Raw genomic sequence first — 26,984 nt, 5'->3', positions numbered from 1 at the left:
TGTCAAGAACTTTTTTACCTCTTTACCGAAATTCTGAAAAAATAAGGGAAAGTTCTCTTAGAAGAGCTTTACGTCCTCTGAAGACTTCCCCTCCCATGAGACGGTCCACTAACTCTTGTTTCTCCTCACTTTGCTTGGATTTGTAAGTCTTTAGAAGTTCGTGAAAGAGATAATAATCATCCAGTCTGAGTCCTTTTTCTCCTAGGCGATGGCTAATCTCACTCACCTCTTCATAGGGTTCTTTGTTGAAACGGCGCTTATGGCTTTCCTGTTTTCGAATATTATCCAGGATGCGATTTCTAAATTTTGTTTTAAAGCAGACATATAGTCGATGGCGCTCACCCTCTAGCAACTCTGGATGGCTACTGACCAGTTCATAGAGGCACATCATGCCCTCCTGGTCCCAGTCCTCTTTCTCCCACAGATGTAGATGATAATCTTTGCGACACTTATGGACAATCCCCTTCGTTTCTTCGTATAGTTCTTTCAGATTCATAGACCTCTCCTTTCTGCATTTAGTTTAGCAAAATGCACGAACCCATGAATCTATTTCCTCTATTCTATACTTCTTTCTCTCTCAACGGCACATAAAAAGAGAGGCAAGGCCTCTCTGGGATTATAATTCTGCAATTTGGTTTAGGTTTACTTCTGCAATCGTATCATTACCAAACATAGAGATAATCATCTTCACTTTATTGTTATCAATTTCGGTAATTTTACCTGTGTAGTCTGCAAAAGCGCCATCAATGATGCGGACAGTCTGACCAACTTCAACGTCAATATCAAACTCTTGAACAGTTTGTCCCATTGAAACCAGAATATCACGGATTTCTTGTTCCAATAGCGGAGTTGGTTTTGATCTGTTACCGTGGGATCCGACGAATCCTGTTACGTTTGGTGTATTTCGAACGACGAACCATGCTTCATCTGTCATGACCATTTCTACAAGGACATAACCTGGAAAGCGATTCTCTTCAATTTCTTTTTTCTTTCCATTTTTCTCAACTTGCACAGTTTGTGTTGGAATCTCAACACGTAGAATATTATCCAACATGTTATACGTTTGTGCACGTTGCAATAGATTTTCTTTTACCTTATTTTCATAGCCAGAATAAGTTTGTAGAACAAACCATCCTTTGTCAAAACTATCCATGATATTTCCTTTCATAATAGAAGAAACTAGCAGAAGTTCTCCGCCTTTCTTCTAAAAAATGTTAATAAATCGAATCAAACCTGAAACAATCAACTGGTCAAAAATGTAAATGATGACCACAAAGAAGGCTGTGTATTCCATAATAGAGCGAAAATCTCTCCAGCTTTCCTTGCGAGTTGGCCACGTTGTTTCTTTAAGAAGTTTAAAAATATCCTTAATAAAACCCATCGTTCTCTCCTATCTCGTTTCTCTATGTGTCGTATATTTCCCACAATGTTTACAAAATTTATTTACTTCTAGTCGTGTTGGCTTGGGGTTCCCACTAGTTTTGATTGAGTAATTCCTTGAACCGCAAACTGCACAAGCTAGGCTTGCTTTTTTTAGTGCCATAACGCCTCCATCTTATCTATTATAACAAGAAACCTAGGCTTTGACAAGCCTCTTAACGAAATAGATTAAGGAATGAGTCCCATATTGTCTGGGCTTTTTCTTTTATCTTAGCTTCTGAAATCGCACGTCCCGCTTCATCTACAAGATTTTGTGCACGGCTACGAATATCCGCTATCGGATCCTCCGACTGGTTTGCCTCATTTTCAATAGCTTGTTTTTTAGTATTTTCTGGTTCAATCCCATTTTGTTTATAAGCATTCTCAACTGTAAAAGTGCTACCTGGAGTGTAAGGCAAAATGGTATTAGCCATACTTCTAAAGACGTGGGCTGCTCCATTTGATGTCGAACCTGCCAGATAATGGTTTTCATCCGTCGTCGGGAAACCGAGCCAGTGGGTAATTACCACATCTGGAGTATAGCCAATCACCCACTGGTCACTAGTATATACTGAATTAAAAGCAGCCTCAGTAGTACCTGTCTTTCCAGCCATAACATAATCTGTTGGCGACGAACTAATTCCTGTACCATTGGTAAATGTTCCTAGCATCATGCTGGTCATTTTATCGGCTACCGACTTATCAATCACTCGTTTTTGGGAATTTTTATGACTCTTGATGACCTGGCCACTGGCATTTTCAATACGAGTGATAAAATGCGCTTCAGGCATCAGACCTTCATTAGCAAAGGTTGCATAGGCTTGCGCCATCTGGAGGGGATTCGTCTCTACGCCTCCACCGAGAGCGACTCCAAGAACTCGATCAACATTTTCCATATTCAGGCCAAATCTCTCCCCAGCGTCAAAAGCTTTGTCAATACCTAATGCATTTACAGTCGCAACTGCCGGTAAATTGAGTGATTCAGCCAAAGCCTGATACATAGGTACTTCTGGAGATGTCTTAATGCCCGCATAATTGTCCACTTGATAACTATCGTACTGCATCGTATGATTATCCAGTTGCTTGTTTAAGGCCCATCCTGCTTCTACTGCAGGTGTATAAACGACTAAAGGTTTAATGGTTGAGCCCGGGCTACGCTTAGACTGAGTGGCATAGTTGAAATTACGGAAGCCTGGTTTGTCATCGCCAGCTACGCGGCCAACAACGCTACGTACCCCACCTGTTTTAGGCTCTAAAGCAACACTACCTGATTCGGCGTGTGTTCCGTCTTCTGCCTTTGGAAATAGTGAGGTGTTTTCGTAAACAACCTGCATGTTGGCTTGGTAGTTTTGGTCAAGTTCTGTATAGATTCGATAGCCGTTGTTGACAATCTCTTCTTCTGTGAGATTGTACTTGGAAACCGCTTCGTTGACAACTGCATCAAAATAGGACGGATAACGATAATCTGAAACCTTCCCTTCATACTTATCTTGCAGTTGAGAAGCCATATCTGTTCCAGCTGCTTCGGTCTCTTGATTTTTATCAATATAACCCGCTGCAACCATATTTTGCAAAACAGTATCCCTACGATTGGTTGAAGTTTCAACAGAATTTAATGGATTATACAATTCTGGTCCCTTGAGCATCCCTGCTAGAGTGGCCGCCTGATCAAGCGTTAGTTGTGAAGCCGATACACCGAAATATTTCTTACTCGCATCTTCAACACCCCATACCCCATTTCCAAAGTAGGCGTTATTGAGGTACATAGTAAGGATTTGCTCCTTGCTGTATTTCTTTGTCAACTCTAAGGCAAGGAAAAACTCCTTGGCCTTCCGTTCAACGGTCTGGTCCTGGGAAAGATAGGCATTTTTCGCCAACTGTTGAGTGATGGTAGACCCCCCTCCAGAACGACCTGCTGTAAGGATGGCTAGAAAGAAACGACCGTAGTTAATCCCATCATTTTTATAGAAGGAACGGTCCTCTGTCGCGACAACAGCATTCTGCAAGTCTTTGCTGATATCTGCCAGCTCAACATAGGTCCCCTTTTGACCGGATAGGGCTCCTGCCTCTTTTTCTTCGCGGTCAAAAATCAGAGTTCGGGTTTTTAGGGCATTTTGTAAGTCATTGACATTGGTAGACTTGGCTATCGCAAATAGGTAGGTCCCTACTAGCAAACCTGCACTTAACCCTAAAATGATGACAATCTTTGTCAGATGATAGCGACGCCAAAATTTCCGAATTGCCCCTACTTGTGACAATTTTTTTCTATCGCTCCGAGAACGACGCATACTAGTAGAATCCGACTCCGCCGATTCATTCGTTTCTTTTTTAAAGAGAGAAAGAAACTTCTCAAATAATTTATCTAATTTCATGCGTTTATTTTATCATCTTCACCATGGGAACTCAAGAATTTAGCTACTCCCTATCCAAATAGGGCTTTTTTTGTTACAATATCTGTATGCAATTCATATTTACATTACCCGAATCCCTGCCTCAAATGACGGTCAAACAATTTCTAGAGGAACAACTCCTCATCCCTAGAAAAATCCGTCACTTTTTGAGAACCAAGAAGAACATCTTAATTAACCACGAAGAAGTTCACTGGAACGAGATGGTGAAACCAGGGGATATTTGCCAATTGACTTTTGACGAGGAAGATTATCCCAAAAAGGAAATACTTTGGGGAAATCCAGACCTCGTTCAAGAAGTTTATCAGGACCAACATCTTATTGTCGTCAACAAACCTGAGGGTATGAAAACTCACGGTAATCAACCAAACGAAATCGCCCTTCTCAATCATATCTCTGCCTACGTTGGACAAACTTGCTATGTCGTTCATCGTCTAGATATGGAAACCAGCGGGCTAGTGCTTTTTGCTAAGAACCCTTTTATTCTTCCCATTCTTAATCGCTTGTTGGAGAAAAAAGAAATTGCTCGCGAGTACTGGGCACTCGTAGAAGGACGAGTGGAGAGTAAAGAACTTGTCTTTCAAGATAAAATCGGGCGTGATCGTCATGATCGCAGAAAACGAGTAGTAGATCCCAAAAATGGGCAATACGCTGAAACACATATCAGTCGATTAAAGCAATTCCCAAATAAGACTTCTCTGGTTCGTTGCAAGCTAAAGACCGGTCGAACGCATCAGATTCGTGTTCACCTCTCTCATCACAAGCATCCTATCTTGGGCGACCCTCTCTATAATAGTAAATCAAAAACAAGTCGGCTTATGCTTCATGCCTTTCGCCTTTCTTTTACCCATCCACTCACCTTAGAAAAATTGAGTTTCACTGTTCTATCGGATACTTTTGAAAAAGAATTAAAAAAGAATGGATGACATTATCATCTATTCTTATATATACAAAAAAGCAAGGCCAGAAAGCCTTGCTTTTTTATCGACTCAAGAATTATTTAGCGATTTTTGCAAAGTATTCAAGAGTACGAACAAGTTGTGAAGTGTAAGACATTTCGTTGTCATACCATGAAACAACTTTAACCAATTGTTTACCGTCAACGTCAAGAACTTTAGTTTGAGTTGCGTCAAACAATGAACCGAATGACATACCTACGATATCAGAAGATACGATTGGATCTTCAGTGTAACCGTATGATTCGTTAGAAGCTGCTTTCATAGCTGCGTTTACTTCATCAACAGTAACGTTCTTATCAAGAACTGCTACCAATTCAGTTACAGAACCTGTTGGAACAGGAACACGTTGAGCAGCTCCGTCCAATTTACCGTTCAATTCAGGGATAACCAAACCGATTGCTTTAGCAGCACCAGTTGAGTTAGGAACGATGTTAGCTGCAGCAGCACGAGCACGGCGAAGGTCACCTTTACGGTGTGGTCCATCAAGAACCATTTGGTCACCAGTGTAACCGTGGATAGTAGTCATCAAACCTTCAACGATACCGAAGTTGTCATGAAGAGCTTTAGCCATTGGAGCCAAACAGTTTGTAGTACATGAAGCACCTGAGATAACTGTTTCAGTACCATCAAGAATGTCATGGTTAGTGTTAAATACAACTGTTTTAACATCTGATCCACCAGGAGCAGTGATAACAACTTTCTTAGCACCACCAGCGTGCAAGTGTTTTTCAGCAGCTGCTTTAGTAGCAAAGAAACCAGTTGCTTCAAGAACGATTTCTACACCGTCGTTAGCCCAGTCGATTTGTTCTGGATCACGTTCAGCAGAAACTTTAACGAATTTACCGTTAACTTCAAATCCGCCTTCTTTAACTTCTACAGTACCGTCAAAACGACCTTGAGTTGTATCGTATTTCAACAAGTGTGCAAGCATCACTGGATCTGTAAGGTCGTTGATGCGAGTAACTTCAACACCTTCTACGTTTTGGATACGGCGGAAAGCAAGACGACCGATACGTCCGAAACCGTTAATACCAACTTTAACTACCATTAGTGATTTCCTCCTTATGAAAATCCTGAAAATTTTATTGTGAAAAGAGTAACTTGGATCACTACAAATCACCTTTCAACGAACCTATTATATAACTATTTGAGCTTAATTGCAAGTGCTGACCTTGATTTTCTATGTCAGTTTCTTTTTGATAGGATGCCTCTGTAATTTCTTTCTCTACTCATAGCGTAAGGATTCCACTGGATCCATTTTGCTAATCTTACGTGCTGGGAAGAAGGCAGAAATATAGCCAAGAAACAAAGCAAAAATGAATGTCCCTAAAATAGAGAGAAGATTTAATTCAAAAACTTTAGAGATTGATGGATAGAAATGGTGAACAATAACATTCGCTAGACTTCCTATCCCTTGAGCAATGATGAAAGCTATAAACAAGGCAATTCCTACAATCCAAAGAGCTTCGTAGATAAAGATTCCTTTCACATCTCTATTTTGATAGCCAACAGCCTTCATGACACCGATTTCCTTAGAACGTTGCATGATATTGATATAAATGATGATGCCTATCATAACTGCTGCCACCACAATCGCTTGTGAAGAAAGTACAATCAGCAATCCCTGAATGACACGAATAAAGGTAATCACAATATCAAGAACGGCCTGTTGAGAAAGAACTGTATACTTTTTATTTTTCTGCAATTCTTCTATTACTGTTTTCGTACGAGATGGGTCTTTAAGCTCCAAAATAAAATAGGATACAGCCTTTGTGAATTCAGCTTCTTTTAAAATCGTTTCCATCTGGTTGGAAGACATGAAACTATTGCTATCCTCTGCATCATCTTCGTCATTGATGACACGCACAATATAAGTTTGAAAACCTGCCAACTTGCTACCTTCAGCAGCATTTTCTACAATGGTTGCCGATACTGGTTTTCCAATAACATCACTAGCCGTCAGATTGTTTCCTGTTTGTTCGTTCCAATTTTTGAGCAAACTCATCGGAATCGTCAATCCTTGTTCGTTAACATCCGTATAAAGGGAGCCTGCTAGCACTTTTTCTTTTTCATTGCTACTAACAGAAATACTTGTGTCTTCATACAAACTCACGACTTGAGCATAAGACGGCATGGCTTGGCTAAAATCTACTTCGTGTCCGTCTATGCTAATTTTTGACATGGTCATGCCAAAAGGACTTTCTAGATATTTAATATTTTCTTTCCCAATCGTATCCACGATATAGTCCTTATCATCTTGGTTCAAAAAACCTCTGCCAGCAGCACTAGAATTCAGCGCAATCTGAACTTGAGAAGGGAGCTTCCCCCCGTTGGTATTTTCATCAATCATCGAAATCAAGGCATTTCCTAGCCCAAACGAAACCAATACACCTACAAAACCAATCGAGGTCGCTACTGCAATCAGTAAGTTACGCCATTTTCTTTCCATAAAGTTACTTAAAGAAAGTTTGAATTTGTTTTTAAAGGACAATCCTTTATTTTTTGACTTCTTCAACGACTTCACCATCCTTCATTTTGATAATCACATCTGCATATTCAGTAACCTCTGGGTTATGAGTAACAATCAGTACTGTTTTCCCGGCTTGGGCCAAATTTTTGAACACTTCCAAAACCATCTCCTGAGATTGAGAATCGAGTGACCCAGTTGGCTCATCAGCTACAATCATATCTGGTTGATTTACCAAAGCACGTGCAATGGCTACACGTTGCTTTTGCCCGCCAGAAAGCTGTTTTACATTCTTAGCTATAAAAGGCTCCATCCCTAAACTATGAAGTTGCTCCTGAGCGATCCTTGTCATTTCTTTATCCGATAAATCTTTGACATAGAGAGGCAACTTGACATTATCCAGAACAGATTGATGGGGGATGAGATTGAAATTTTGAAAGACAAACCCAATGTTGTCTTTGCGAAATTGAGTCAATTCAATCTCCGATAGTTCTCTGAGAGACTCCCCTTTAAAATCTAAAACTCCCTCGTACTCTCTATCTAAACCGCTGATAATATTTAATAGACTGGTTTTGCCACAGCCTGACGGACCATAAATCGCTGTAATTTTCCCCTCAGCAATCTGCAGGTTAATATTTCTTAGAGCCTGCTCTTTATGTTTGCCGTCCAAAGCGTAATATTTTGAAATATTTTTCATGGATAAAATGGACATTATAATCTCCTTTAATCACTTGTGATATCGTGTACCGATACAAACTACAATAAACATTGCTAATATAAATTAATCTAACAGAATCAGATTCAAAAAAATTTCTTCTTTTTTCGAATCCATTGTAACAAAAAAGCGACATTTCCCCAATGACAGAAATGTCACTCCTATAAACTCTTTAAAGATATCTTTCTAGATCCTCGGCCCATTCATTATCTAAACTAACGAGTAACTTCTCATTGCCAAACATCCTTGCCATCATTTTTGCTTCTTCATACTTTTGTTTGGCTGTTTCATAATCCGTCTGAATATAATATTTCCACTCCACCATCAAGACAATCGGTTGTTTTTGAAAATCTCGTGTTTTTTGCCCTATTTTATTTAAGGTCTCGACTGCCCTCTTAAAATAATGAAGCAACCCCATAATCTCTATACAAGTTAAAGAAGCTAACAAGGAGTCTCTAAGTAAGTCCAAACAATCGAACCCTATCTTATCAACCTGAGAACTTAATTTGTCATGAAAATAAAGAATGGTTTCATGCTCAGATTCTTTTATCTCACCCACATTTAAACCATCCATTAACTGACAGTTGAAATACAGTCTCAATTTCAACAAGTCCTCGGCTTTATATACATCTCTGGATAGTAAGTCTCGTAAACCATTCTCAAGCACACTATCACCATACAAGGAATTACCAGTCGCTCTCACTGCATCTATAGCTTGAAGACAATCCACTACCACTTTCTCATCACGTGGCAAATCATCATAAAAATATTCAAAAATCTCATCAAAATATTCTTCCTTCTGTTCCTGTAACTCTTTATCTCCATAGTCAGGATGATGAAGAAGAAAGTATTTTAATTCTTGGTAACGCTTGGGTAATTCCTTATAGTCTGGCATCAGAATATAGGTTGGAATATCTAGCCTATTCGCTATATATTCTAGTGTTTTTATCGTAGGACGAAATTCTCCCTTTTCAATGCGCACCAACTGACGAACGGATAATTCAGACTCATCCCCGCAAAAGACTGGACGACCAAGCCCTTTCTCCTCTCTAAGGATCCGTACCTTCTCTCCTAATTCATTTACTTCTCTCATTTTTCCCTCGCATCACAACAAACACTTTGATATTCAAACAAACATATGCCTTTATTATAACATTTTTCAAAAAATGTACAAAAAAAGAGACAGGATTTCTCCTGTCTCTAGGCTGATAAACGATTATTTGCGACGTCCTGGACGTTCTGCATAACCATAGTAAGCATCTGCCATGATTTCTTCCATGTCAGCTACCATTGGCAAGCGAGGGTTAGCAGGTGAACATTGATCTTCATAAGCAAGCAAAGCAATTTCATGCAAGCTGTCTTTCCAAGCTTTTTCATCAATTCCTTGATCCTTGAAGTTCATCTTGATACCTACTGCAACACCAAGTTCGTAAACAGCTTTAGCGTATGCTTCAACTGCTTCTTCTGGAGTTGAGTGAGGCAAGCCAAGCATTTTCGCGATGTCTTGGAATTTCTCATCAGCTTTCCAGTAGTTGTATTTAGGCCATGTAGTCGTCTTAGATGGACGAGTACCATTGTAACGGATAACATATGGAAGCAAGATAGCGTTTGTACGTCCGTGAACAGTATGGTGAACCGCACCGATCTTGTGGGCCATTGAGTGGCTCATACCAAGGAAGGCATTGGCAAAGGCCATACCAGCCATTGTAGATGCATTATGCATTTTTTCGCGAGCTTCTGGATCAGCTGTCTTAACAGATTTTTCCAACCATTCAAAGACAAGTTTGATTGTTTGAAGGGCGATACCGTCTGTATAGTCGTTAGCGAAGTTTGAAGTGTAAGCTTCAGTCGCGTGAGTCAAGACGTCCATACCTGTATCCGCAGCGATGAAGTCTGGAACTGACTCAACCAAAGCAGGGTCAACAATGGCAATAGTTGGTGTCAATGAGTAGTCAGCCAATGGGTATTTGCGGTTGTTTTTCTTATCAGAGATAACGGCAAATGGTGTTACTTCTGAACCTGTACCTGAAGTTGTTGGAATACCGATATATTGTGCTTTTTTACCAAGTGATGGGAAGCGGAAGGCACGTTTACGGATGTCCATGAATTTTTGAACCAAGTCACGGAAGTCGATTTGTGGTTGTTCGTAGAAGAGCCACATTACTTTCGCTGCATCCATTGGAGAACCACCACCAAGAGCAATGATTGTGTCTGGTTCAAATGCTCTCATTACTTCAGTACCACGTTCTACAGTTGTGATATCTGGGTCTGGTTCAACGTCTGAGAAGACTTGGACAGTTACACGGTTGCTGCGTTTGTTCAATTGGTCAATAATGCGTTGAACAAAGCCAAGTTTTTCGATAGATTTATCTGTAACAATCATAACGCGTTCAATATCTTCACATGTTTGAAGGTATTGGATAGAATTGCGTTCGAAGTAAATTTTTGAAGGAACTTTAAACCATTGCATATTATTTCTACGTTTCCCTACTTTCTTGATGTTTAGAAGGTTGATCGCACTCACGTTATCACCAACTGAGTTGTGTCCATATGAACCACATCCAAGTGTCAATGATGGAATGAAGGCATTGTATACGTCACCGATACCACCGAAAGTAGATGGAGAGTTCCAGATAATACGCATTGCTTTGATTTCTGTACCAAAGCGTTTAGCAAGAGCTTCGTCTTTTGTATGGATGGCTGCTGAGTGACCAAGTCCGTTAAACTCAACCATTTGACGAGCTTTTTTAAGACCGTCTTCTGTATCTTCAGCTTTTAGGACAGCGATAACTGGTGATAATTTTTCACGAGTCAACGGTTCTTTTGGTCCTACTTCTGCGCATTCTGCAGCCAAGATGTTTGTTCCTTCTGGAACACTAAATCCTGCTTGTTCAGCAATCCATGCTGCTGGTTTACCAACGATGTTTGCATTTAGTTTAGCGCCTGCACAGTTTTTGCTGTTTGCTTTAGCTCCGAAGCAGAATTCTTCAAGAAGAGCTTTTTCTTTCTTGTTTACAAAGTAAGTGTGGTATGATTTGAATTCTTCTACAAATTCGTCATAGACTTCTTTATCAATGATAACTGCTTGTTCTGACGCACAGACCATACCATTGTCAAATGATTTAGACATCACGATGTCATGAGCAGCTTGACGAAGGTCAGCAGATTTTTCTACATAAGCAGGAACGTTTCCGGCACCTACTCCAAGAGCTGGTTTCCCACATGAGTAAGCCGCCTTAACCATGGCATTCCCACCAGTTGCAAGGATAGTCGCAACACCTTCGTGGTTCATAAGAGCTCCTGTTGCTTCCATAGATGGCTCTGTAATCCATTGAACACAGTTTTCAGGTGCACCGGCTGCGATGGCTGCATCACGAACGATTTGTGCAGCATGAGCAGAAGATTCTTGAGCTGATGGGTGGAAGGCGAAAACAATTGGGTTACGTGTCTTCAAAGCAATGAGTGATTTAAAAATCGCTGTTGAAGTTGGGTTTGTTGTTGGAGTGATACCACAAATAACTCCGACCGGCTCCGCAATCTTCGTCAAACCTGTAATTGGATCATCTTCGATAACTCCAGCTGTTTTAACTCCACGCATATTGTTCACTACGTGTTCACAGGCAAATAGATTTTTTGTCGCCTTATCTTCAAATACACCACGACCAGTTTCTTCAACTGCGTGTTGTGCAAGGATACCGTGCGCATCAAGTGCTGCAACAGACGCTTTTGCTACGATGTAGTCAACTTGCTCTTGGTTCAACTTACGCATTTCATCAAGCGCAACCAAGGCTTTTTTCACGAGACCGTCGACATGCTTTTCAGCAGCAAGTTGTTTTTCCTCTGGTGTTACTGTTTTTTTATCAGCCATATTATCCTCCATAGCCTTTAAGGATGTTATCCTTTGTTAATTTTTTCACAAGTTCATTATAACTCTTTTTTTATACTTTGTAAACAGTTTCATAAGCATTTCACAAAGAAATTTCTTAAATTTGTGATTTTTTTCTCAACCCACCTGTGCAATAGAGTTTTATCTGGATGATTGTGAAATTATGAAAAATATTTTTTTATTTCACAAAGTTTTTCTAGTTGATAGTTATTTACCGAATTTAATCACAGAAAGCGCTTTCTTTCTCGCTTTTAAAAATAGCCTCCTCATCTGGAGACTACTATTTTTGTTGGAAAACGCCTTGTTTAAAGGTTCCTTCATAGACAACTTCTTGCTCTGTCGTCAACTTTCCTTGACCTTCAGCCTGGCCATTTACAAAATCACCTTCGTATTTCCAGCCATCTTTTGATTGGAACATTCCTTTTCCATTAAAGGCTCCATTATTGAAATCACCTGTATATTGGTCCCCATTTTCAAAGGTCATGGTCCCCTGACCATTCATTTTCCCTCGTACCAGGGTACCATCATAAACAAGTGCACCACCATCAAGTGTCAGGACACCCTTTTTGGGTGTATTTAGTAGAAATACCGAAAGGGCACAGAGTGCAATTACGACTACTGCAATGAACTCTAGCCTAGGGCGAGTTAGGTAAACTCTATACTTTTCATAGATTTGTTTAAGCTTTTCCATTGTCACTCTCATTTTCTAATCGATCTAGCCAGCTTTTACAGCCACTTGTGATGCGAGCATAGGTTTCCTCAAAATCTCCTGTATACCAAGGATCTGGAACACTTTCAGATGCAAAAGGGTAGATCTTATGCTGCAATTCCTGAGGACACATTTGACGCAGATCTGAAACGTTTGAAGCATCCATCCCGATAATGTAATCAAATGACTCAAAATCTTCTCTACGAACCTGGAGTGATGTTTTGTCTTTGTCATAAGGAATCTGATATTGCTGGAAAATCCCTTGCGTTCCCTCATGAATCGGATTGCCATGTTCCCAAGACGAAGTCGCACGACTCTCAATCTGGTAATCGCTCGTCATGGATTTCATCACAAACTCTGCCATGGGGCTACGGCAGATGTTTCCTAGGCACACAAATACTATTTTTCTCATCCCTTTTCCTCTTACTTCATAGAAAAACGGGAGTGACAGGTCCCGTTTTATTCTTCGATTGCTCCACTTTCGTCAACAACTGTTCCTTCTGGTGTCACAGCCTCTTTGAGCGGCAAAACGGTCTTGATAGCAGCCAATTCAAAAGTCAAATAAACGCCATCTACATCAAGTACGATTGTTCTCTTCTCAGTGTCTACTTCATCCACTGTTCCGTAAAGGCCGCCAATTGTAATAACTTCATAGCCTTTTTGAAGCTTGTTCAAGCTTTCCATACGCTTTTGCGCTTGTTTCTTTTGAGAACGTTGCATAAAGAACATCAAGGCCATCATACCTACAAGCATGATTAAAAAAGTAATATTTGGATTCATTGTTTTCTCCTTTGTCTTTTACATAGGACTACTATATCAAATTTCAGCTACTTTTACAAGGTTGTGCCTTACTTTTATGATGATAAAAAAATCAGAGCTTTCACTCTGATTTCTGCGATTATTTCAAGTTTTGAACAACTTTGACTAGATTTTCAACTGTAAATCCGTACTCCGCCAATACTTTTGGTGCTGGGGCAGATGCTCCGAAGGTATCAATTCCAAGAACTGCACCATCAAGACCGACATATTTGTACCAGTTTTGAGTTGCACCCATTTCGACTGCAACACGACGGCGGACTGCATTTGGAAGGATTTCTTCCTTGTAAGCTGCATCTTGTTTATCAAAGACATCTGTAGATGGCATGCTGACTACGCGGACTTTTGCGCCTTGACTAGCCAATTCTTTGGCAGCTGCGACAGCCAGATTGACCTCTGAACCTGTCGCAATCAAGATCGTGTCAAAATCTACTGTATTTTCATAGACAACATAGGCACCTTTTGCAACTTTATTAAAATCTGTCCCTTCTTCAACAGTCAAGTTTTGACGTGTCAAGACAAGGGCAGTTGGTGTTTTCTCACTTGTCACTGCAAGGTACCAAGCCGCTTGAGTTTCACGCGCATCTGCTGGGCGGAAAACATTGAGATTTGGCATGGCACGAAGACCTGCTAAGTGTTCAACTGGTTCGTGAGTTGGACCATCTTCCCCGACTGCAATAGAATCGTGGGTAAAGACATAAGTCACAGGAAGTCCTTGTAAGGCTGACAAGCGGACAGCCGCCTTCACATAGTCAGAGAAGACGAAGAAAGTACCACCGTATACACGAAGTCCACCGTGAAGGGCCATCCCGTTCAAGATCGTTCCCATTGCAAATTCACGAACACCAAACTGAATGTTGCGGTTCAAGCGATTAGCGTCGTCTTGAAGTCCGTCCGTTTTGATATAAGTCATGTTTGAGTGAGCAAGGTCAGCTGATCCACCTAAGAAAGTTGGTAACTTGGCAGCTACAACATTCAAGGCATCCTGACTTGAATTACGAGTGGCTTGAGAGAAGCCGTTTTCTAGAGCTGGGAAGTCTGCTGGAGTAACTTTAACTGGATCACGTCCGTCGATAATAGCTTCTACTTCTGCAGCCAGTTCTGGATGCGCTTCTTTATAGTCAGCAACTAATTTTGTCCAAGCTTGATAAGCTGATGCGCCACGATCTGCAACATTTTCTTTGAAATCAGCATAAACTTGCTCTGGGATTTCAAATGGTTCATAGTCCCAACCAAGCGCTTGGCGAGTTGCTGCAGTTTCATCTGCTCCAAGAGGAGCACCGTGTACCGCATTGGTTCCTTGTTTGTTTGGAGAACCGTATCCAATAACAGTCTTCACTTCAATCAAAGATGGTTTGCCTGAAGCTTTAGCTGTTTCGATAGCAGCATGGATAGCTTCCAAGTCTGTTCCATCTTCAACCAAGGCTGTATGCCAACCGTAGGCATTGTAACGGTCACGAACACTTTCTGTGAAGGAATCTTTTGTCTCACCATCCAAGTTAATGTCATTTGAATCATAAAGAACAACCAACTTGTCAAGTTTTTGCAAACCTGCATATGAAGCTGCCTCGCTTGAAACACCTTCCATCAAATCTCCGTCGCCACAGATCACATAAGTATAGTGGTCAAAGATATTGAAGCCTTCGCGGTTATACTTGGCTGCAAGGAAACGTTCTGCTTGGGCAAAACCAGTAGCAGTAGAAATCCCTTGTCCTAGAGGACCAGTTGTAGCGTCAACTCCTGCAGTATGGCCAAATTCTGGGTGACCTGGTGTTTTTGAACCCCATTGGCGGAAGTTCTTGACTTCATCCATGCTAACATCTTCAAAACCAGAAAGGTGAAGAAGGGCATAAAGAAGCATAGAGCCGTGACCTGCTGAAAGAATAAAGCGGTCGCGGTTGATCCAGTTTGGTTGAGCAGGATTGATACGAAGTTGTTTTGTAAAGAGGCTATAGGCCATTGGAGCAGCCCCCATAACCACCCCTGGGTGACCTGAGTTGGCTTTGTTGATGGCGTCAATACCTAGAAAACGAATTGCATTAACAGATAGATTTGACATAGAATTTCCTTTCTCTTTGAGGTGATTAATGAATCACACATCCTATTTTACTATTATATGAAAAAATGCATAGAATAGCAATAAAACAATTTGCGTTCATCTGACACATTTGATTTGTCTATCCCCTCGTCACCTCATAGTACGGGAGCAAACGAGTATAAGCGTCTTCTAGCTCCTCCAATATCGCTTCTACTGACTGATTTTCAATGAAGGAAACATCTGACTTGACTAAGACTTTACGAACTTCTTGATTTCTCAGCTTCTCTCGTAAAGTACGGCGATTCTCCCCAGTAGCCTCCACCTTATGACTTTCTCCATTTGAGTAGACTAGATAATAAATTCCTTCTACCGCTGGAAGCTCTAAAACCTTGGCTTGCTTGTCTAAGGTCTGTTCATCTTTCTTTCGCTCGATGAAACTGACTTCCAAAGAAATCCCAAAGTCAGCAGGTGTTCCATACAAACGAAGAGCCATCATAGGTTCTGTCACTTGTCCGTCTCTCTGTAGATAGACCCAGAAATGTGGCCTTAAGCGTTGTGCTTGATTCATCCACTGGCTAGTCTGTTGGAGTTGCCATTCTGAATGACTTGCTTGAAAGGTTTTGGCCAATTCTGTAAAAGACTTCCGAGCCTCTTGGCCTTTGTGACGCAATTCCAGCATCTTCTCTCTTTCATCACCAGCTTTATCAGGATTACGATACTGGACCCCTGCAAATGATAGATATTCTCTAACTGCTTTCAGCATATCTGAATCTTTCCTTTCCTAGCAAAAAATCAGGATGAACCTGATTTTGCTTTGCTTATTCTGCATCTACGACAACATAGCGATTTGGCTCGTCACCTTCAGAGTAACTCGTCACGCCATCCATGCGTGAAATAATGCGATGGATAATCTTGCGTTCGCTATTTGACATTGGATCTGTTTGTTGGCTACGTCCTTCTTCTAAAACGCGAGTCGCCAATTTTTGAGCGTAGGTTTGCAAGACTTCTGCACGGTGTTCAACGTAATCATTGACATTGATTGTGATGTAGAACGTTCTCGAATAGCGATTGTAAAGGTAATTTTGCGCTAATAATTGGAGAGCTTTCAAAACTTTTCCATGGTAGCCGATAATACGACCTGGTTCGTTGGTATCAATTTGAAGATTGATAATGCGACGGTTATAGTCACTTGAAATGATACCTTCGACATCTATATCATTCAAAATCGTTTGAACATAACTAGCGACCTCAGCTACTACTTGTTCGATGTCATAACTTGGTTCTACTTTCAAGCCTAAATCCTCCAAAGATTGGCTTGTTGCTTCCTGCGTTTCAGTTTCTTTTTCTGGAGCAGATTCCACTTCCTCGGTAGTATCCTCTGGTTCCAAATCATTTAAAATTGAAATATGACCTGTTTCTTCCAAAATCGTGTTGGCATGCTTTTCATTTTTCAGGATTTCAGCCTTGACCTCTTCAGAAACACCTTGACCTTCTTCTTCAATCTTCTTAATCGCTTCAACTACATGTCCCAAATCAACAGTTGCTTCACTTACTGTTTTCACGGGTTCATTCTTTTCATTGACTTCTTTTGGAACCCCTTTAATAGCCTGCTGATTGGCTTTGATCACTGTCGTTTCACTAATCGCTTCGATATCAACTTGAGCTGGCTTCTTACCAAACAAGCCTAAGAATCCTTTTTTCTCTTTCGAAACGACCTTGATGTGGGCCTTCATTCTTGGAATGTCTAATTCTTTCAATCCTTTTTGGATTGCTTCTTCAACCGTTGAACCTGTAAATAATACCATTACCAGATTCCTCCTTATTTTTTCTTTTTCTGTGCTTTCTTCAAGGCTCTTCTCTTCTTGCCTTCTAAATCTCTTTCTGCTTGGACTACCGCTTCTCTTTCAGCAATAATCTTGAAAGGATTGTTCAAGAAATAGGTTTGCAAAACTTGATAAGCATTGGATACTGCCCAGTACAAGGCGACTCCACTAGGCGCAGAGATGGCAAAGATAAAGATCAGTACCGGCATCCCGTACATCATCCCTGTCGTAGCCCCACTTTTTTCAGACAAAGCTTTATTCGATAACCAGCTACTCAAGAAGGTAAAGACCGCCGCCAAAATCGGAAGGACAAAACTTGTATCTACTCCTCCCAAATTAATCCATAAAAAGTGACCTGTTTTCAAAAAGTCTACTCGACTCAAGGCTTGAAAGAGTGCCAAGAGGACCGGCATTTGTATTAAAATCGGCCAGAGAGAGGATGAATGCTTGATCCCTAACTCTTTATAAACCTTGCGCATCTCCTGGTCTAGCTTGGTTCTACTTTCCATATCACGACCCGGATATTGCTCTCGCAAAGCCTTGATGCGTGGTTGAGCCTCTTGCATTTTTCTAGAGGCAACCATCTGTGTCTGAAAGACCGGCAATAAAATCGTCCGGATCAAGATTGTGAAGAGGATAATCCCCACTCCGATACTAATGTCAAAGGACAAAAAGCGGATAATTTCAGCAAAAAAATAGACGAATTTACTCCAAAAATCTGTCGAATCCGCTGTTATATCGTTAGCTGTACTATTTGTTGCACAGGCCGTCATGATAAACAAGGACAAGCCCAACAAACTAGTCAACTGTAGTTTCTTTTTCACTCCCATTTCCTTCCTGATAAATCTTTGATAACTTTAATACGTGGAGTAGGTTTTTCTCCATCTCTGCATATTCCAAGGTTTCCACCCCTTTTCGGGCAATCACGACAAAATCGACATGCTCTACTAAACTCCCTTTTACACTTTGTAGAATGTGCCGGATTCGTCTCTTGATTTGATTTCTGGTAACTGCATTCCCCAGCTTTTTGCTGACGGACAGTCCTACTCGAAAATGGTTTTGCTGGTTTTCCAATTGGTAGACAACAAATTTTCGATTGGCAAAACTTGTTCCGTCCTTGAAAATCGCCTTAAAATCTTTCTCTCTTTTTACACGAAAGCTTTTCTTCAAAACTCAACTCCATCTATTAAATTACTACTATTATACCATATTTTTTAAAAAAGCCAATAACAGCAAGGTTTTAGACATTTTCTACATAAAAAAGCTGGAAAATCTCTTTCCCAACTTCTTTTCACAATCAAATTTTACGTGTATTTACTTATTTTTTCAAGCGCTCAACATCGCGTGCAATCACTAATTCTTCATCTGTTGGAATAACCAAGACACGGATTTTCGCTGCATCCGTTGAGATGTCTCCCATTACACCAAAGACATTCTTTTCTGGATCTACATCACAACCAAACCAAGAGATACCTGAAATGACATCCTCACGGAAATTTGCTGCATTTTCACCGATACCTGCTGTGAAGATAATCGCATCTGCTCCATTTAGGACTGCAAGATATTGGCCAATATGTTTTTGGATACGATCAACATACATTTCATAAGCCAAAGTCGCATCATGGTCTCCTGCTTCCATGGCAGCCATCACATCACGCATGTCGCTTGACTTGCCCGAAACTCCCATGAGCCCTGATTCACGATTGAGAACGCGACTAATATCTTCTGGGTTATTGAAATCCTCTGTATATTGCATGAGATAAGGGATGATAGCAGGGTCAATATCTCCTGTACGAGTTCCCATCATCACACCTCCAAGTGGTGTGAATCCCATAGAAGTATCCACAGACTTCCCACCCTTAACAGCTGTGATAGAAGCCCCGTTACCAATATGGCAGGTAATCAATTTCAAGTCTTCTAGAGGGCGACCCAAAAGTTTCGCTGCTTCTCCTGCGACAAACTGGTGGCTTGTACCATGAGCACCGTATTTACGAACCTTGTTTTCTGTGTAGTATTTAGTTGGTAGAGGATAGCGATAAGCCTTTTCTGGCATGGTTGTGTGGAATGAAGTATCGAATACAACAACACTGGTAATATCTGGAAGCAATTCCTTAAATGCACGAATTCCAGCTGCGTTGGCTGGATTGTGAAGAGGAGCCAAGAGTCCCAACTCCTCAACTTTTTCTATCACATCTCCCTCAACAACTGTTGATTCCTTGAAATATTCACCACCTGCAACGACGCGGTGTCCGACACCTGTAATCTCGTCGTACCCTTTGATGATGTCAAAACGAATCAAGTCATCCAATAAAATTTTAACGGCTTGTGTATGGTCTTCAATATCAAGAATTTGTTGCTCCGAACGACCGTCAAATTTTACTGTTGAAATTGAATCTTTCAATCCAATACGTTCAATCAAGCCTTTAGCCAAAACTTTCTCTTCAGGCATTTGATAAAGTTGCCATTTCAAGCTTGAGCTTCCTGCATTGATTGCAATTGTTTTTGTCATAAGATGATACCTCTTTTTAAGCGTTTTCATCTATTATAACAAATCTCAATTCAAATTTCATGAATATTGACTCCAATTTTGAAACTTTTCTTTAAAGTCTACCAATTCCTGAGAGTCACGTAGATTATTCAGTGGATACACGAAAGGTTCTACAGCTTTTAATCCTTTCTTTTGTAGAACAAAAATAGCCTTAGAATTGCTATCTTGACTAAAGAGATTTTCTGGTAGTGTAATCATGGCTGCAAGTTGGGCCTCCTCTTTCAACCACCCTTTCAGCAAATCACTTTGAGGACTGGTCAATAAATCACTCGGAGCTAGAAAAATAGCATAACCATCTGACTTAAGGTACTTGAGGCCTTGCTCCATCAGCAAATGGTGGGCATAGGTATGTTCTTGGCTAGAAGCTACATGATAGCGTGAAGCGATAGTGTCGTCTGGGTAATAACCGATAGGTAAGTCACTGATGACCACGTCGCTTTCTTTGAGCATTTGCGGACGAACGGCGTCACCTTGAACAAATCCTGCCTGCAAACCGATCACATCTGCCATACTAGCCGCCAGATCAATTAGCAAATCATCCACTTCGACTCCCAAGTAATCCACCTTTTTAGCAAGAGAAGTCAAGAAAGTAGCGCCCAGAATCCCCATGCCAGAACCCATTTCGAGGATGCTAATTTCCTCTTGATCAAACAACTCTTCCACAATAAGTACCAAGAGGAGGGCAATGGTATCCGGTGTAAACTGGTGATTGGCCTGTAAAGGCTCCGTTTGTCCTGCCTTCATCAAGAGAAACTGGTAGGTCTTGAGCCACTCTTCCTTGCGAAGTGCTAGGCGTTTAAGGGCTTGATTATTCTCCTTGACCTGCTCTAGCTTGGTCTCGCCATCTAGGTAGATACTATTTTGCTCTACCAAGGCGTCATAAAAGTTGGTCGCCAAATCACTTTGGATGACTTGGACATTCTCTAGTAAATACGTATAAGCTTGTTCAATTTTTTCAAAATCCATATTCCTATCTTATCAAAATTCCCCTATTTTTTCCATCTGAAGAGAAAAAATCACTGCTTTAGTCAGCGAGTGATTTTTGGGCTACAGTTAAAAAAAGTTCTGCGTAATCTCCTAGGAAAAGACCTTCAGCACTGTACAGAATCTGACTGCCAATGCTCGAAAAACCAAACTGGGCGAGCTTGGTTTCCAGTTCAGCCAATTCAAAGCCGTGGTGGTTGGTATCTGTCTTGACAAAATCAGCGATGAGGACTTGTCCATTCTCCCTAAGATGATGGTGAAACATAGCAAGAGTCGCATCTAGATCAGGCATATGATGAAGAACTCGACTGACAACAATCAGGTCAAATTGTTGCTCCAAAGGATTCACCAGTAAATCCTGTTCCAAAAACTGGATATTCTTGATGTCTTGTTGCTCTGCTTTCAAACGGGATTGCTCCAGCATTTTCTCTGAGATGTCTACAAGGGTAACAGACTTGGCTTGCTTAGCTAGAGGCAAGGCTAACAGACCTGTCCCACCACCAAAGTCCAATATTTCCTTGTCTGATAGAAAATCAATCTGTTTTTCAATTGCTTGACAAACCAAGTTTGCAAGAAAGATATTTTTGGGCGAATCAAAGGTTTCTGCTTTGTGATTAAAATCGTGTTTCATGCTTTTAGTGTAACACAAAGAAGTTGAATTGCCTAGGAATTGGCTTTCTTTTCTGCCTTATCTTCTGTTTTTTGTTGATTTTGTTCTGGGTTTGAATCAGTCGCTACCTGTTGCTTTTTATCCGTTTTCTTTTCCTTGGGTTTCATCGAAGGAAAGAGAAATTCATAGTTGCTCTTATTCATACGAACACTTGTTGCAAAACCTGTTTTCGTATTTTGATAAGTAACTTTTCCCAGGTTAAAGACTCGTTCCCCACTTTCTTGTTCAACCTTATCTTTACTTCGCTTGGCCATGGCAAAAGCTACCAACTTTTCTTTGTTTAGGGCAAAGTCTTTGTGATGGGCTACTTGCCGATTCAAATAAAACTGCAACAAAAGACTAAAGATGGCTGCCATGGTGACTGCATATAAAAGAACGCCTGCCTTAACTTTTTGCTTTTTCCACACGATAGATGAACTCCCTTTCTAAGCCCTTTTGAAATTGGAAACGAAAGCGAACTAATTGATTTTCTTCTGTAATTTGAGCTGATTTAAGCCCATAAACCATAGGTTGGTAGCCCCTTCCGCTGGTATCCGTTTTCCGAAAATCATCCGATTTAGACTTCCCTATAGAGATATCCTTACCATCCTGTTTCATGTAGAGGCGATTGTCTTCCACCTTTTCAAACTGCGAACGCTCTAACTCAGCCTCTAGCTGGTCCACAAACAAGAGCCACTCCTTTTGCTCGCTTTGCTGCTGGTAACGAACTTCTGAAATGAGGAGCTGACTCATAGCTTGAAAAAGGAGCAAACCTCCGCTAATGACGATAAGGGCAAGCAGAGATTCTAAAAGAGTAAAAGCTCTTACCTTACTGCTCTTTAAGATCGAGCAATTTCTCTGAACCATGGTAGACCTCCAATCCTTTTTCACTAGCAAATACCTGAATCTCAACTCCATTTATGTTTACCTGATTTTGCCCTGTTTGCAGAGCCATCTTCGCCACACGCAAGACTTCTTCCTTTTGCAAGATTTCTGCCTCTAACCGTCGATTTTGTTGGATTTGTCCCAAAAGAAGGGTCGCAATGCTGGCAAAGATAGCTAGAGCGACCAACGCTTCCAGTAAAATCACTGCCTTAATTTTTTGTTTCCTTAATGCGTTTAATTTTTCCATTTCCTAGATATAATTGATAGCGAATCGCTCCTTTGCTGGTCTGAAATTCAACCTTAGCCAGAGAGGAATTGCCCCCAGCTCGATCAAATATAATGCTTTGTCCTGATGGTCCCTGAATTCCTTTTGGAATTGTCAACTTTTGACTGCCATTGCTGATCGTCTGTCCATCTAAATTCAAGCTGGTCTTTTGCTGACTGGCTAGACTGCGTTTTTGCGTTTCCCGATAGAGTTCTTCAAACTCCATAAAGAAAATTTGCTCCTCCACCGCTGCAAAACTGGACTGAACTGAGCCGGACAAGCCCAAGGCAAGGATACTCACAAGTCCCAAAACAAGGAGACTTTCCAGCATAGTAAAGGCCTTAATCTGCAACAGTTTGACTTGTTTTTTGTTTTGCATGGTAGTCTTTATAAGCTTTGGCTTGCTCTGCTGTGATACGACCGTCCGCTTGTAATTTGCTGAGACTGGCATCATCATTTTTATCCAAACGATAAAGTTCTGCCTGGCTTTCCACAACCTTGACAACAGCAGCTTTTCCTTTATCATCTACGGCATCCTTTTGCTTGGTCAAATTGGGTACAAAGAGCAAGAGAAGAACGCTGATGATGAGCAAGACGACTAACATTTCTACCAAAGTGAAAGCTTTAACCTTGGCTTTTTTTAAATTTGTCATAAGTTTTTTCATTTTAAAAATTTACCTCCATATTTTGATACATGGGCATGAGCATTGCCGCATAAAGTAAAACGATAATCAGGGCCACAAAGATAAAAACCAGTGGCTGTACTAAGTTCATGGTGCGGTTGACTCGGGTAAAAAAGGCTTCCCAAGTTTTTTCAGCATAGATTTCCAACTCACTCCCCAGCTTGGACTTGACTTCTCCATACTCTATGATGAGACTCAACTCCTTTTTAAAGAAAGGATAGGTCGCTATGGTTGGAGAAAATTCGCGGCCATTTTGCAGAGCTTGAGCCAGATCTTGACCGATTTCTTTAAAGAGCTGGGAACCTTGTTCCCGCATAATCTGAAAAATCTGCGTCAGATCCATTCCCTGCGAAATCATATTGCCCCATTCACGCGCGTAATAGGCTGTCAGATAAGTCTGGACAAAGATTCCCAGAAAGGGAATCCGCGCTAACATCGAAAAGACCCGCATCTTGGAACTTCTTTTGTAAAAAGTGAGGGCTAAAAGTAAAGATAGAGAGCAAACCAACACTAGTCCCAGAAAAATTTGTGGCAGATTGCCAATGATTTGAGTAGCGATATTGCTACTGTCCAGTTGGGGGAGCAAATAGTTTCTTAATCCCAGCATGATTAGCAGGAGAAATCCCAGCAAAATCAAGGGATAGGTCGCCACTTCAATTAACTTTTTCTTGACCTTGGCCAGATTGTCCAGATATTCTTCTATCTTTCCCAGACTCAGGTGGAGATTTCCATGAACTTCAGCTAGGGATAACTGAGTGACAATGGCACTTGAAAACCCCAAACTTTCCATCATTTCTGAGAAGGATTTCCCCTGAGACAAGCCTTGGTGCATCTGGGCCACATAGTCCTTTTCCAGCAGGGCACTTCTGCCCAAAAAAGAAATAATTTCCACCAAATGAAAGCCACTGGAGAAGAGGTTGTTAAACAAGGTGATGATTTTCTTCTGCTTAGCTGTAGCTAATTTTTTCCGTTTCAGCCTGAAGACTTGTGATATGTCCATCTTTAAGAAGCTGGTCAATCTGCTCATTCCAGTTAGTTGGCTGGTGTTCCTGATAGTCTTTGTTTGCAAAGTCAACGATTCCTCCTCCCCCGATTAATCTCTGGTAGCAGACGCCTTGCAGGACAACTGATAGTTCCTCCTCCGTCACACCCAACTCCAGAAGGCGTTCATAAACTCCTCGGATACTCTTGGCATGAATGGTTGAAAAGACTGTCGCCCCTGTCAAACTGGCTCTGACCACTGCACGCGCCGTCTCGCTATCCCGAATTTCACCGATAATCAGGAGATCCGGACGATGCCGGAGAGACAGTTTGATCAGATTTTCATAGGTCAGCCCAATCGTTTCATTCAACTGTAACTGGAGCATCTCTTCTTGCTTGATTTCGACAGGATCTTCGATGGACATGACCTGTTGCCCCATAAACAGAGACTTGGCTAATTCGTGCATCAGAGTCGTCTTGCCACTTCCGACTGGACCAGCAAAGAGATAGAGTCCCCGTTGCCGGTACTGCTCACCCAGTTCGTTCATATCCTGAAACCAGAAATGCAGGTCCTGCTCCTCATCGTGCAACAAACGAATGACCAAACTCTCATGTCCCCGATAATCTCCTACGGTAGACAAACGCAGAGAAGACTTCTTCTCCCCATGCTGATAGTCACAAGACCCCAGCTGACTACGCCTCTTCTCTCCTACGTTCATACCCGCCACAAACTTAAAATGACTAATCACAGCAGCTAAAACATCAAACTCATAGGAGTCAACTAGACAGCGTTCGTCTCCAACCCGCATGTGAAGCTCGTAGGACTTTTCCTTGGGGATAAAATAGATATCCTGAGCCTTCTTTTCTTTCGCAGTAGCAATAATTTTCTGTGCAATTTCTTGTACCATACCGCCCTCCTTATCTAACTATTCGCAAAAAAATAAAAAAAAAGCAACTTAAAAAGTTACTTTTTTATCTCCATTTCATGCGGCAAGAACGATGCTTTTCTTGACCTGTTTGTTTTTCGTAGCCTGGACGTAGCTTTTCATCAGGGATGACTTGCTCATCCTGTAAAAGTGCCAAAGAATGGTACTGCTGCAAATACTCATCACACTCATCACACCAGCGTTTATCAGCAGGATCCCAAAAAATAGTCATCAAATCACTCCGACTCTTATAAAGAGGATTCTTCTTTTCCAGCTCAAACCAGCATGATTTATAATATTTTAGAGCATCATAATACTTGTCAAAAGATTGACTCATAATGACATCTTCTTCCCAGCCTTCTATGAACCACCACGGTTCAAAGTCCCCATACATTTCTATAACACGATACATTATTACTACTTCCTTTGTATCGTATATTATATCTAATTTTTTATTACAAGAAAAGGATTTTGCTTGCCTTTCCCTTTAGGAAGACTTCTTTAAATACCTTTTCAGCCTATCATAAAAATAGGAGTCCTTTATTGACCCCTATTTTTTATCTTCTTAGGCTTGATAACGTTTCACACCATCTAGATAAGTTGCTACCAATTCCAAATCTTTATCTAGTACGATAAAGTCAGCGTCGTAGCCTTCACGGATTTGACCACAGACATCATCAATGTGAACAGATTTTGCTGGGTTGAGGCTGGCCATCATGACTGCTTCATGCGGATTCGCAATGCCCCATTCGACAACATTCTTCAAACCATCTTTGAGTTTGAGGATAGAACCTGCCAAATTGCCTGTAGATTTGAGGCGTGCAGTTCCATTGGCAACAACTACTGGGAATTCTCCCAACATGTAGTCACCGTCTTCCAAGCCACCAGCTGTCATACAGTCTGTGATAAGGGCAATATTTTCAGTTCCTTTTTGCTTGAGCAAAATGTCACAGGCCTTTGGATCTACGTGGTGACCGTCACAAATCAATTCTGCGTAAGTATGTGGCAATTCATACATGGCTCCCACCATACCGAGCTCACGGTGAGTCAAACCACGCATTCCGTTGTAGGCATGTACCCAAACGCTTGCTCCAGCATCGACTGCTTTTTTAGCTTCATCAAAAGTCGCATTTGAGTGTCCAAGAGCAACCGTTACGCCCTCTCCAGTGATAGTTCGTACAAAGTCTTCTACACCTTCGCGTTCTGGCGCAAGGGCGATTTTATTGAGCAAGCCATTGGCAGCTTTTTGCCAAGCACGAAACTCATCCATACGAGGGTCTTTCATATAGGCAGGGTTTTGGGCTCCCTTGTATTTCTCTGTGAAATATGGGCCTTCAAAATAGATCCCACGAATCTTGGCTCCACTTGCTTCCTGGTAACGAGCACCGATATTTTCAGTTACCGCAAGCAACTGCTCGTAAGAGGAAGTCAACGTCGTTGGCAAGAAGCTGGTAACACCCGTGCTAAGTAGTCCTTCACTCATTGTATGAAGGGTACCTTCGATGTTATTATCCATGACATCCACACCGCCAAATCCATGAATGTGGGTATCCACAAGTCCTGGTGCAATGCTATAACCGGTATAGTCAATCACCTCAGCTCCTTCAGGAATCTCTTCTACATGTTTTCCAAACTTGCCATCCACAAGTTCCAAGTAACCGCCACGACGAATTCCGTGTGGGTAGAAAAACTGATCCGCTTTAATATAATTAGGCATAATGATAACCTCCTTGATAGATTGATTCTAGAATTTATTATGTCAATTACATTATAAACCTTTCTTTTTCATTTGTAAATGGTATAGACCTATTTTCTAGAGATAT

General features: G+C 41.2%; 31 protein-coding genes. 1 reads left to right on the top strand and 30 read right to left on the bottom strand.

The features are described from left to right. Positions 1–22: 22 nt before the first annotated feature. The 5 genes from M9H69_RS01315 to pbp2a all read right to left on the bottom strand — a co-directional run bounded on the left by M9H69_RS01315 (position 23) and on the right by pbp2a (position 3,791). Entirely contained in the window at positions 23–496 is a 474-nt protein-coding gene (locus M9H69_RS01315; RefSeq protein ID WP_001049389.1) for a hypothetical protein, read from the bottom strand. Between the two features lie 120 nt (positions 497–616). Then, positions 617–1,153 (bottom strand): transcription termination/antitermination protein NusG, encoded by a 537-nt coding sequence (gene nusG / locus M9H69_RS01310; protein ID WP_000376728.1) that lies wholly within the window; start codon positions 1,151–1,153, stop codon positions 617–619. Positions 1,154–1,204: 51 nt separating this feature from the next. Continuing rightward, positions 1,205–1,381, bottom strand: a complete 177-nt coding sequence (gene secE, locus M9H69_RS01305) for a preprotein translocase subunit SecE (protein WP_000505776.1) — start codon at positions 1,379–1,381, stop codon at positions 1,205–1,207. A 9-nt stretch (positions 1,382–1,390) separates the two neighbouring features. Next, positions 1,391–1,543 carry a 50S ribosomal protein L33 gene (gene rpmG, locus M9H69_RS01300; RefSeq protein ID WP_009755504.1) on the bottom strand — a complete coding sequence of 51 codons (153 nt, stop codon included), beginning with the start codon at positions 1,541–1,543 and terminating at the stop codon, positions 1,391–1,393. Between the two features lie 52 nt (positions 1,544–1,595). Next, on the bottom strand, positions 1,596–3,791 hold the full coding sequence (gene pbp2a, locus M9H69_RS01295) for a penicillin-binding protein PBP2A (protein WP_084912008.1): 2,196 nt from the start codon (positions 3,789–3,791) through the stop codon (positions 1,596–1,598). A gap of 86 nt (positions 3,792–3,877) precedes the next feature. Here pbp2a and M9H69_RS01290 point away from each other — a divergent pair, with 86 nt between their 5' ends. Continuing rightward, positions 3,878–4,753 (top strand): RluA family pseudouridine synthase, encoded by an 876-nt coding sequence (locus M9H69_RS01290; protein ID WP_080566840.1) that lies wholly within the window; start codon positions 3,878–3,880, stop codon positions 4,751–4,753. Between the two features lie 70 nt (positions 4,754–4,823). On the opposite strand, the gene gap is transcribed toward M9H69_RS01290, so the two are convergent. The 25 genes from gap to nagA form a co-directional block, all read right to left on the bottom strand. Beyond that, entirely contained in the window at positions 4,824–5,834 is a 1,011-nt protein-coding gene (gap, locus tag M9H69_RS01285) for a type I glyceraldehyde-3-phosphate dehydrogenase (RefSeq protein WP_000260673.1), read from the bottom strand. Positions 5,835–6,011: 177 nt separating this feature from the next. After that, positions 6,012–7,313: an ABC transporter permease gene (locus M9H69_RS01280; protein ID WP_198006247.1), complete on the bottom strand. Its 1,302-nt coding sequence runs from the start codon at positions 7,311–7,313 to the stop codon at positions 6,012–6,014. After that, positions 7,282–7,965, bottom strand: coding sequence for an ABC transporter ATP-binding protein (locus M9H69_RS01275; protein ID WP_009730765.1), 684 nt, complete (start codon positions 7,963–7,965; stop codon positions 7,282–7,284). The genes M9H69_RS01280 and M9H69_RS01275 overlap by 32 nt, the downstream gene beginning before the upstream one ends. Positions 7,966–8,140: 175 nt before the next feature. Beyond that, positions 8,141–9,061, bottom strand: coding sequence for a helix-turn-helix domain-containing protein (locus M9H69_RS01270; protein WP_250315708.1), 921 nt, complete (start codon positions 9,059–9,061; stop codon positions 8,141–8,143). Positions 9,062–9,184: 123 nt separating this feature from the next. Then, positions 9,185–11,836, bottom strand: coding sequence for a bifunctional acetaldehyde-CoA/alcohol dehydrogenase (gene adhE / locus M9H69_RS01265; protein ID WP_250315707.1), 2,652 nt, complete (start codon positions 11,834–11,836; stop codon positions 9,185–9,187). A gap of 298 nt (positions 11,837–12,134) precedes the next feature. Beyond that, complete coding sequence (locus M9H69_RS01260; protein ID WP_250315706.1) at positions 12,135–12,545, bottom strand: MORN repeat-containing protein; 411 nt, start codon at positions 12,543–12,545, stop codon at positions 12,135–12,137. Next, positions 12,532–12,975 carry a low molecular weight protein-tyrosine-phosphatase gene (locus M9H69_RS01255; RefSeq protein WP_250315705.1) on the bottom strand — a complete coding sequence of 148 codons (444 nt, stop codon included), beginning with the start codon at positions 12,973–12,975 and terminating at the stop codon, positions 12,532–12,534. Before M9H69_RS01255 ends, M9H69_RS01260 begins: the two co-directional genes overlap by 14 nt. 47 nt (positions 12,976–13,022) lie before the next feature. Continuing rightward, positions 13,023–13,343, bottom strand: a complete 321-nt coding sequence (gene yajC / locus M9H69_RS01250; protein WP_001069056.1) for a preprotein translocase subunit YajC — start codon at positions 13,341–13,343, stop codon at positions 13,023–13,025. Between the two features lie 118 nt (positions 13,344–13,461). Next, positions 13,462–15,438 carry a transketolase gene (gene tkt / locus M9H69_RS01245; RefSeq protein ID WP_250315704.1) on the bottom strand — a complete coding sequence of 659 codons (1,977 nt, stop codon included), beginning with the start codon at positions 15,436–15,438 and terminating at the stop codon, positions 13,462–13,464. A 118-nt stretch (positions 15,439–15,556) separates the two neighbouring features. Next, entirely contained in the window at positions 15,557–16,180 is a 624-nt protein-coding gene (locus M9H69_RS01240; RefSeq protein WP_250315703.1) for a ribonuclease P, read from the bottom strand. Positions 16,181–16,235: 55 nt separating this feature from the next. After that, complete coding sequence (jag, locus tag M9H69_RS01235) at positions 16,236–17,222, bottom strand: RNA-binding cell elongation regulator Jag/EloR (RefSeq protein ID WP_250315702.1); 987 nt, start codon at positions 17,220–17,222, stop codon at positions 16,236–16,238. Between the two features lie 14 nt (positions 17,223–17,236). Next, the gene (locus M9H69_RS01230; protein ID WP_250315701.1) at positions 17,237–18,064 is read right to left on the bottom strand and encodes a membrane protein insertase YidC; all 828 of its coding nucleotides are present in this window, start codon (positions 18,062–18,064) and stop codon (positions 17,237–17,239) included. After that, a complete protein-coding gene (gene rnpA / locus M9H69_RS01225) occupies positions 18,039–18,410 on the bottom strand; it encodes a ribonuclease P protein component (protein ID WP_000748120.1) in 372 nt (123 codons plus the stop codon). Before rnpA ends, M9H69_RS01230 begins: the two co-directional genes overlap by 26 nt. Before the next feature lie 148 nt (positions 18,411–18,558). Further along, entirely contained in the window at positions 18,559–19,749 is a 1,191-nt protein-coding gene (locus M9H69_RS01220; protein ID WP_250315700.1) for an acetate kinase, read from the bottom strand. Between the two features lie 57 nt (positions 19,750–19,806). Next, entirely contained in the window at positions 19,807–20,754 is a 948-nt protein-coding gene (locus M9H69_RS01215; protein WP_250315699.1) for a class I SAM-dependent methyltransferase, read from the bottom strand. Positions 20,755–20,812: 58 nt separating this feature from the next. Continuing rightward, positions 20,813–21,403 (bottom strand): class I SAM-dependent methyltransferase, encoded by a 591-nt coding sequence (locus M9H69_RS01210; protein ID WP_250315698.1) that lies wholly within the window; start codon positions 21,401–21,403, stop codon positions 20,813–20,815. A gap of 32 nt (positions 21,404–21,435) precedes the next feature. Then, positions 21,436–21,849, bottom strand: coding sequence for a competence type IV pilus minor pilin ComGG (gene comGG, locus M9H69_RS01205; RefSeq protein ID WP_195217483.1), 414 nt, complete (start codon positions 21,847–21,849; stop codon positions 21,436–21,438). Then, positions 21,827–22,288 (bottom strand): competence type IV pilus minor pilin ComGF, encoded by a 462-nt coding sequence (gene comGF / locus M9H69_RS01200; protein WP_000250702.1) that lies wholly within the window; start codon positions 22,286–22,288, stop codon positions 21,827–21,829. Before comGF ends, comGG begins: the two co-directional genes overlap by 23 nt. Further along, on the bottom strand, positions 22,251–22,553 hold the full coding sequence (gene comGE / locus M9H69_RS01195; protein WP_167266658.1) for a competence type IV pilus minor pilin ComGE: 303 nt from the start codon (positions 22,551–22,553) through the stop codon (positions 22,251–22,253). The genes comGF and comGE overlap by 38 nt, the downstream gene beginning before the upstream one ends. Further along, positions 22,516–22,950, bottom strand: a complete 435-nt coding sequence (comGD, locus tag M9H69_RS01190; protein ID WP_250315697.1) for a competence type IV pilus minor pilin ComGD — start codon at positions 22,948–22,950, stop codon at positions 22,516–22,518. The genes comGE and comGD overlap by 38 nt, the downstream gene beginning before the upstream one ends. Next, positions 22,913–23,236 carry a competence type IV pilus major pilin ComGC gene (gene comGC / locus M9H69_RS01185; RefSeq protein ID WP_000735798.1) on the bottom strand — a complete coding sequence of 108 codons (324 nt, stop codon included), beginning with the start codon at positions 23,234–23,236 and terminating at the stop codon, positions 22,913–22,915. The genes comGD and comGC overlap by 38 nt, the downstream gene beginning before the upstream one ends. Position 23,237: 1 nt before the next feature. Next, positions 23,238–24,254, bottom strand: a complete 1,017-nt coding sequence (comGB, locus tag M9H69_RS01180) for a competence type IV pilus assembly protein ComGB (protein ID WP_213988901.1) — start codon at positions 24,252–24,254, stop codon at positions 23,238–23,240. After that, positions 24,202–25,143 (bottom strand): competence type IV pilus ATPase ComGA, encoded by a 942-nt coding sequence (gene comGA, locus M9H69_RS01175; RefSeq protein ID WP_213988900.1) that lies wholly within the window; start codon positions 25,141–25,143, stop codon positions 24,202–24,204. Before comGA ends, comGB begins: the two co-directional genes overlap by 53 nt. 64 nt (positions 25,144–25,207) lie before the next feature. Beyond that, complete coding sequence (locus M9H69_RS01170) at positions 25,208–25,573, bottom strand: DUF1033 family protein (RefSeq protein ID WP_000286396.1); 366 nt, start codon at positions 25,571–25,573, stop codon at positions 25,208–25,210. A gap of 153 nt (positions 25,574–25,726) precedes the next feature. Further along, positions 25,727–26,878 carry an N-acetylglucosamine-6-phosphate deacetylase gene (gene nagA / locus M9H69_RS01165; protein ID WP_084876957.1) on the bottom strand — a complete coding sequence of 384 codons (1,152 nt, stop codon included), beginning with the start codon at positions 26,876–26,878 and terminating at the stop codon, positions 25,727–25,729. Positions 26,879–26,984 lie beyond the last annotated feature (106 nt).

The sequence above is a fragment of the Streptococcus oralis genome (assembly GCF_023611505.1).
Lineage (GTDB): Bacteria > Bacillota > Bacilli > Lactobacillales > Streptococcaceae > Streptococcus > Streptococcus oralis_CT.
Note: the sequence above shows the minus strand (reverse complement) of the source record. Positions and strands in the feature narration are given on the sequence as shown.

What these genes read in the sequence shown, in the direction of transcription:
- M9H69_RS01315 (WP_001049389.1), bottom strand. Translation starts at nt 496, where the DNA reads ATGAATCTGAAAGAACTATACGAAGAAACGAAGGGGATTGTCCATAAG.
- nusG (WP_000376728.1), bottom strand. Translation starts at nt 1,153, where the DNA reads ATGGATAGTTTTGACAAAGGATGGTTTGTTCTACAAACTTATTCTGGC.
- secE (WP_000505776.1), bottom strand. Translation starts at nt 1,381, where the DNA reads ATGGGTTTTATTAAGGATATTTTTAAACTTCTTAAAGAAACAACGTGG.
- rpmG (WP_009755504.1), bottom strand. Translation starts at nt 1,543, where the DNA reads ATGGCACTAAAAAAAGCAAGCCTAGCTTGTGCAGTTTGCGGTTCAAGG.
- pbp2a (WP_084912008.1), bottom strand. Translation starts at nt 3,791, where the DNA reads ATGAAATTAGATAAATTATTTGAGAAGTTTCTTTCTCTCTTTAAAAAA.
- M9H69_RS01290 (WP_080566840.1), top strand. Translation starts at nt 3,878, where the DNA reads ATGCAATTCATATTTACATTACCCGAATCCCTGCCTCAAATGACGGTC.
- gap (WP_000260673.1), bottom strand. Translation starts at nt 5,834, where the DNA reads ATGGTAGTTAAAGTTGGTATTAACGGTTTCGGACGTATCGGTCGTCTT.
- M9H69_RS01280 (WP_198006247.1), bottom strand. Translation starts at nt 7,313, where the DNA reads ATGGTGAAGTCGTTGAAGAAGTCAAAAAATAAAGGATTGTCCTTTAAA.
- M9H69_RS01275 (WP_009730765.1), bottom strand. Translation starts at nt 7,965, where the DNA reads ATGTCCATTTTATCCATGAAAAATATTTCAAAATATTACGCTTTGGAC.
- M9H69_RS01270 (WP_250315708.1), bottom strand. Translation starts at nt 9,061, where the DNA reads ATGAGAGAAGTAAATGAATTAGGAGAGAAGGTACGGATCCTTAGAGAG.
- adhE (WP_250315707.1), bottom strand. Translation starts at nt 11,836, where the DNA reads ATGGCTGATAAAAAAACAGTAACACCAGAGGAAAAACAACTTGCTGCT.
- M9H69_RS01260 (WP_250315706.1), bottom strand. Translation starts at nt 12,545, where the DNA reads ATGGAAAAGCTTAAACAAATCTATGAAAAGTATAGAGTTTACCTAACT.
- M9H69_RS01255 (WP_250315705.1), bottom strand. Translation starts at nt 12,975, where the DNA reads ATGAGAAAAATAGTATTTGTGTGCCTAGGAAACATCTGCCGTAGCCCC.
- yajC (WP_001069056.1), bottom strand. Translation starts at nt 13,343, where the DNA reads ATGAATCCAAATATTACTTTTTTAATCATGCTTGTAGGTATGATGGCC.
- tkt (WP_250315704.1), bottom strand. Translation starts at nt 15,438, where the DNA reads ATGTCAAATCTATCTGTTAATGCAATTCGTTTTCTAGGTATTGACGCC.
- M9H69_RS01240 (WP_250315703.1), bottom strand. Translation starts at nt 16,180, where the DNA reads ATGCTGAAAGCAGTTAGAGAATATCTATCATTTGCAGGGGTCCAGTAT.
- jag (WP_250315702.1), bottom strand. Translation starts at nt 17,222, where the DNA reads ATGGTATTATTTACAGGTTCAACGGTTGAAGAAGCAATCCAAAAAGGA.
- M9H69_RS01220 (WP_250315700.1), bottom strand. Translation starts at nt 19,749, where the DNA reads ATGACAAAAACAATTGCAATCAATGCAGGAAGCTCAAGCTTGAAATGG.
- M9H69_RS01215 (WP_250315699.1), bottom strand. Translation starts at nt 20,754, where the DNA reads ATGGATTTTGAAAAAATTGAACAAGCTTATACGTATTTACTAGAGAAT.
- M9H69_RS01210 (WP_250315698.1), bottom strand. Translation starts at nt 21,403, where the DNA reads ATGAAACACGATTTTAATCACAAAGCAGAAACCTTTGATTCGCCCAAA.
- comGF (WP_000250702.1), bottom strand. Translation starts at nt 22,288, where the DNA reads ATGGTTCAGAGAAATTGCTCGATCTTAAAGAGCAGTAAGGTAAGAGCT.
- comGE (WP_167266658.1), bottom strand. Translation starts at nt 22,553, where the DNA reads ATGGAAAAATTAAACGCATTAAGGAAACAAAAAATTAAGGCAGTGATT.
- comGD (WP_250315697.1), bottom strand. Translation starts at nt 22,950, where the DNA reads ATGCAAAACAAAAAACAAGTCAAACTGTTGCAGATTAAGGCCTTTACT.
- comGC (WP_000735798.1), bottom strand. Translation starts at nt 23,236, where the DNA reads ATGAAAAAACTTATGACAAATTTAAAAAAAGCCAAGGTTAAAGCTTTC.
- comGB (WP_213988901.1), bottom strand. Translation starts at nt 24,254, where the DNA reads ATGGACATATCACAAGTCTTCAGGCTGAAACGGAAAAAATTAGCTACA.
- comGA (WP_213988900.1), bottom strand. Translation starts at nt 25,143, where the DNA reads ATGGTACAAGAAATTGCACAGAAAATTATTGCTACTGCGAAAGAAAAG.
- M9H69_RS01170 (WP_000286396.1), bottom strand. Translation starts at nt 25,573, where the DNA reads ATGTATCGTGTTATAGAAATGTATGGGGACTTTGAACCGTGGTGGTTC.
- nagA (WP_084876957.1), bottom strand. Translation starts at nt 26,878, where the DNA reads ATGCCTAATTATATTAAAGCGGATCAGTTTTTCTACCCACACGGAATT.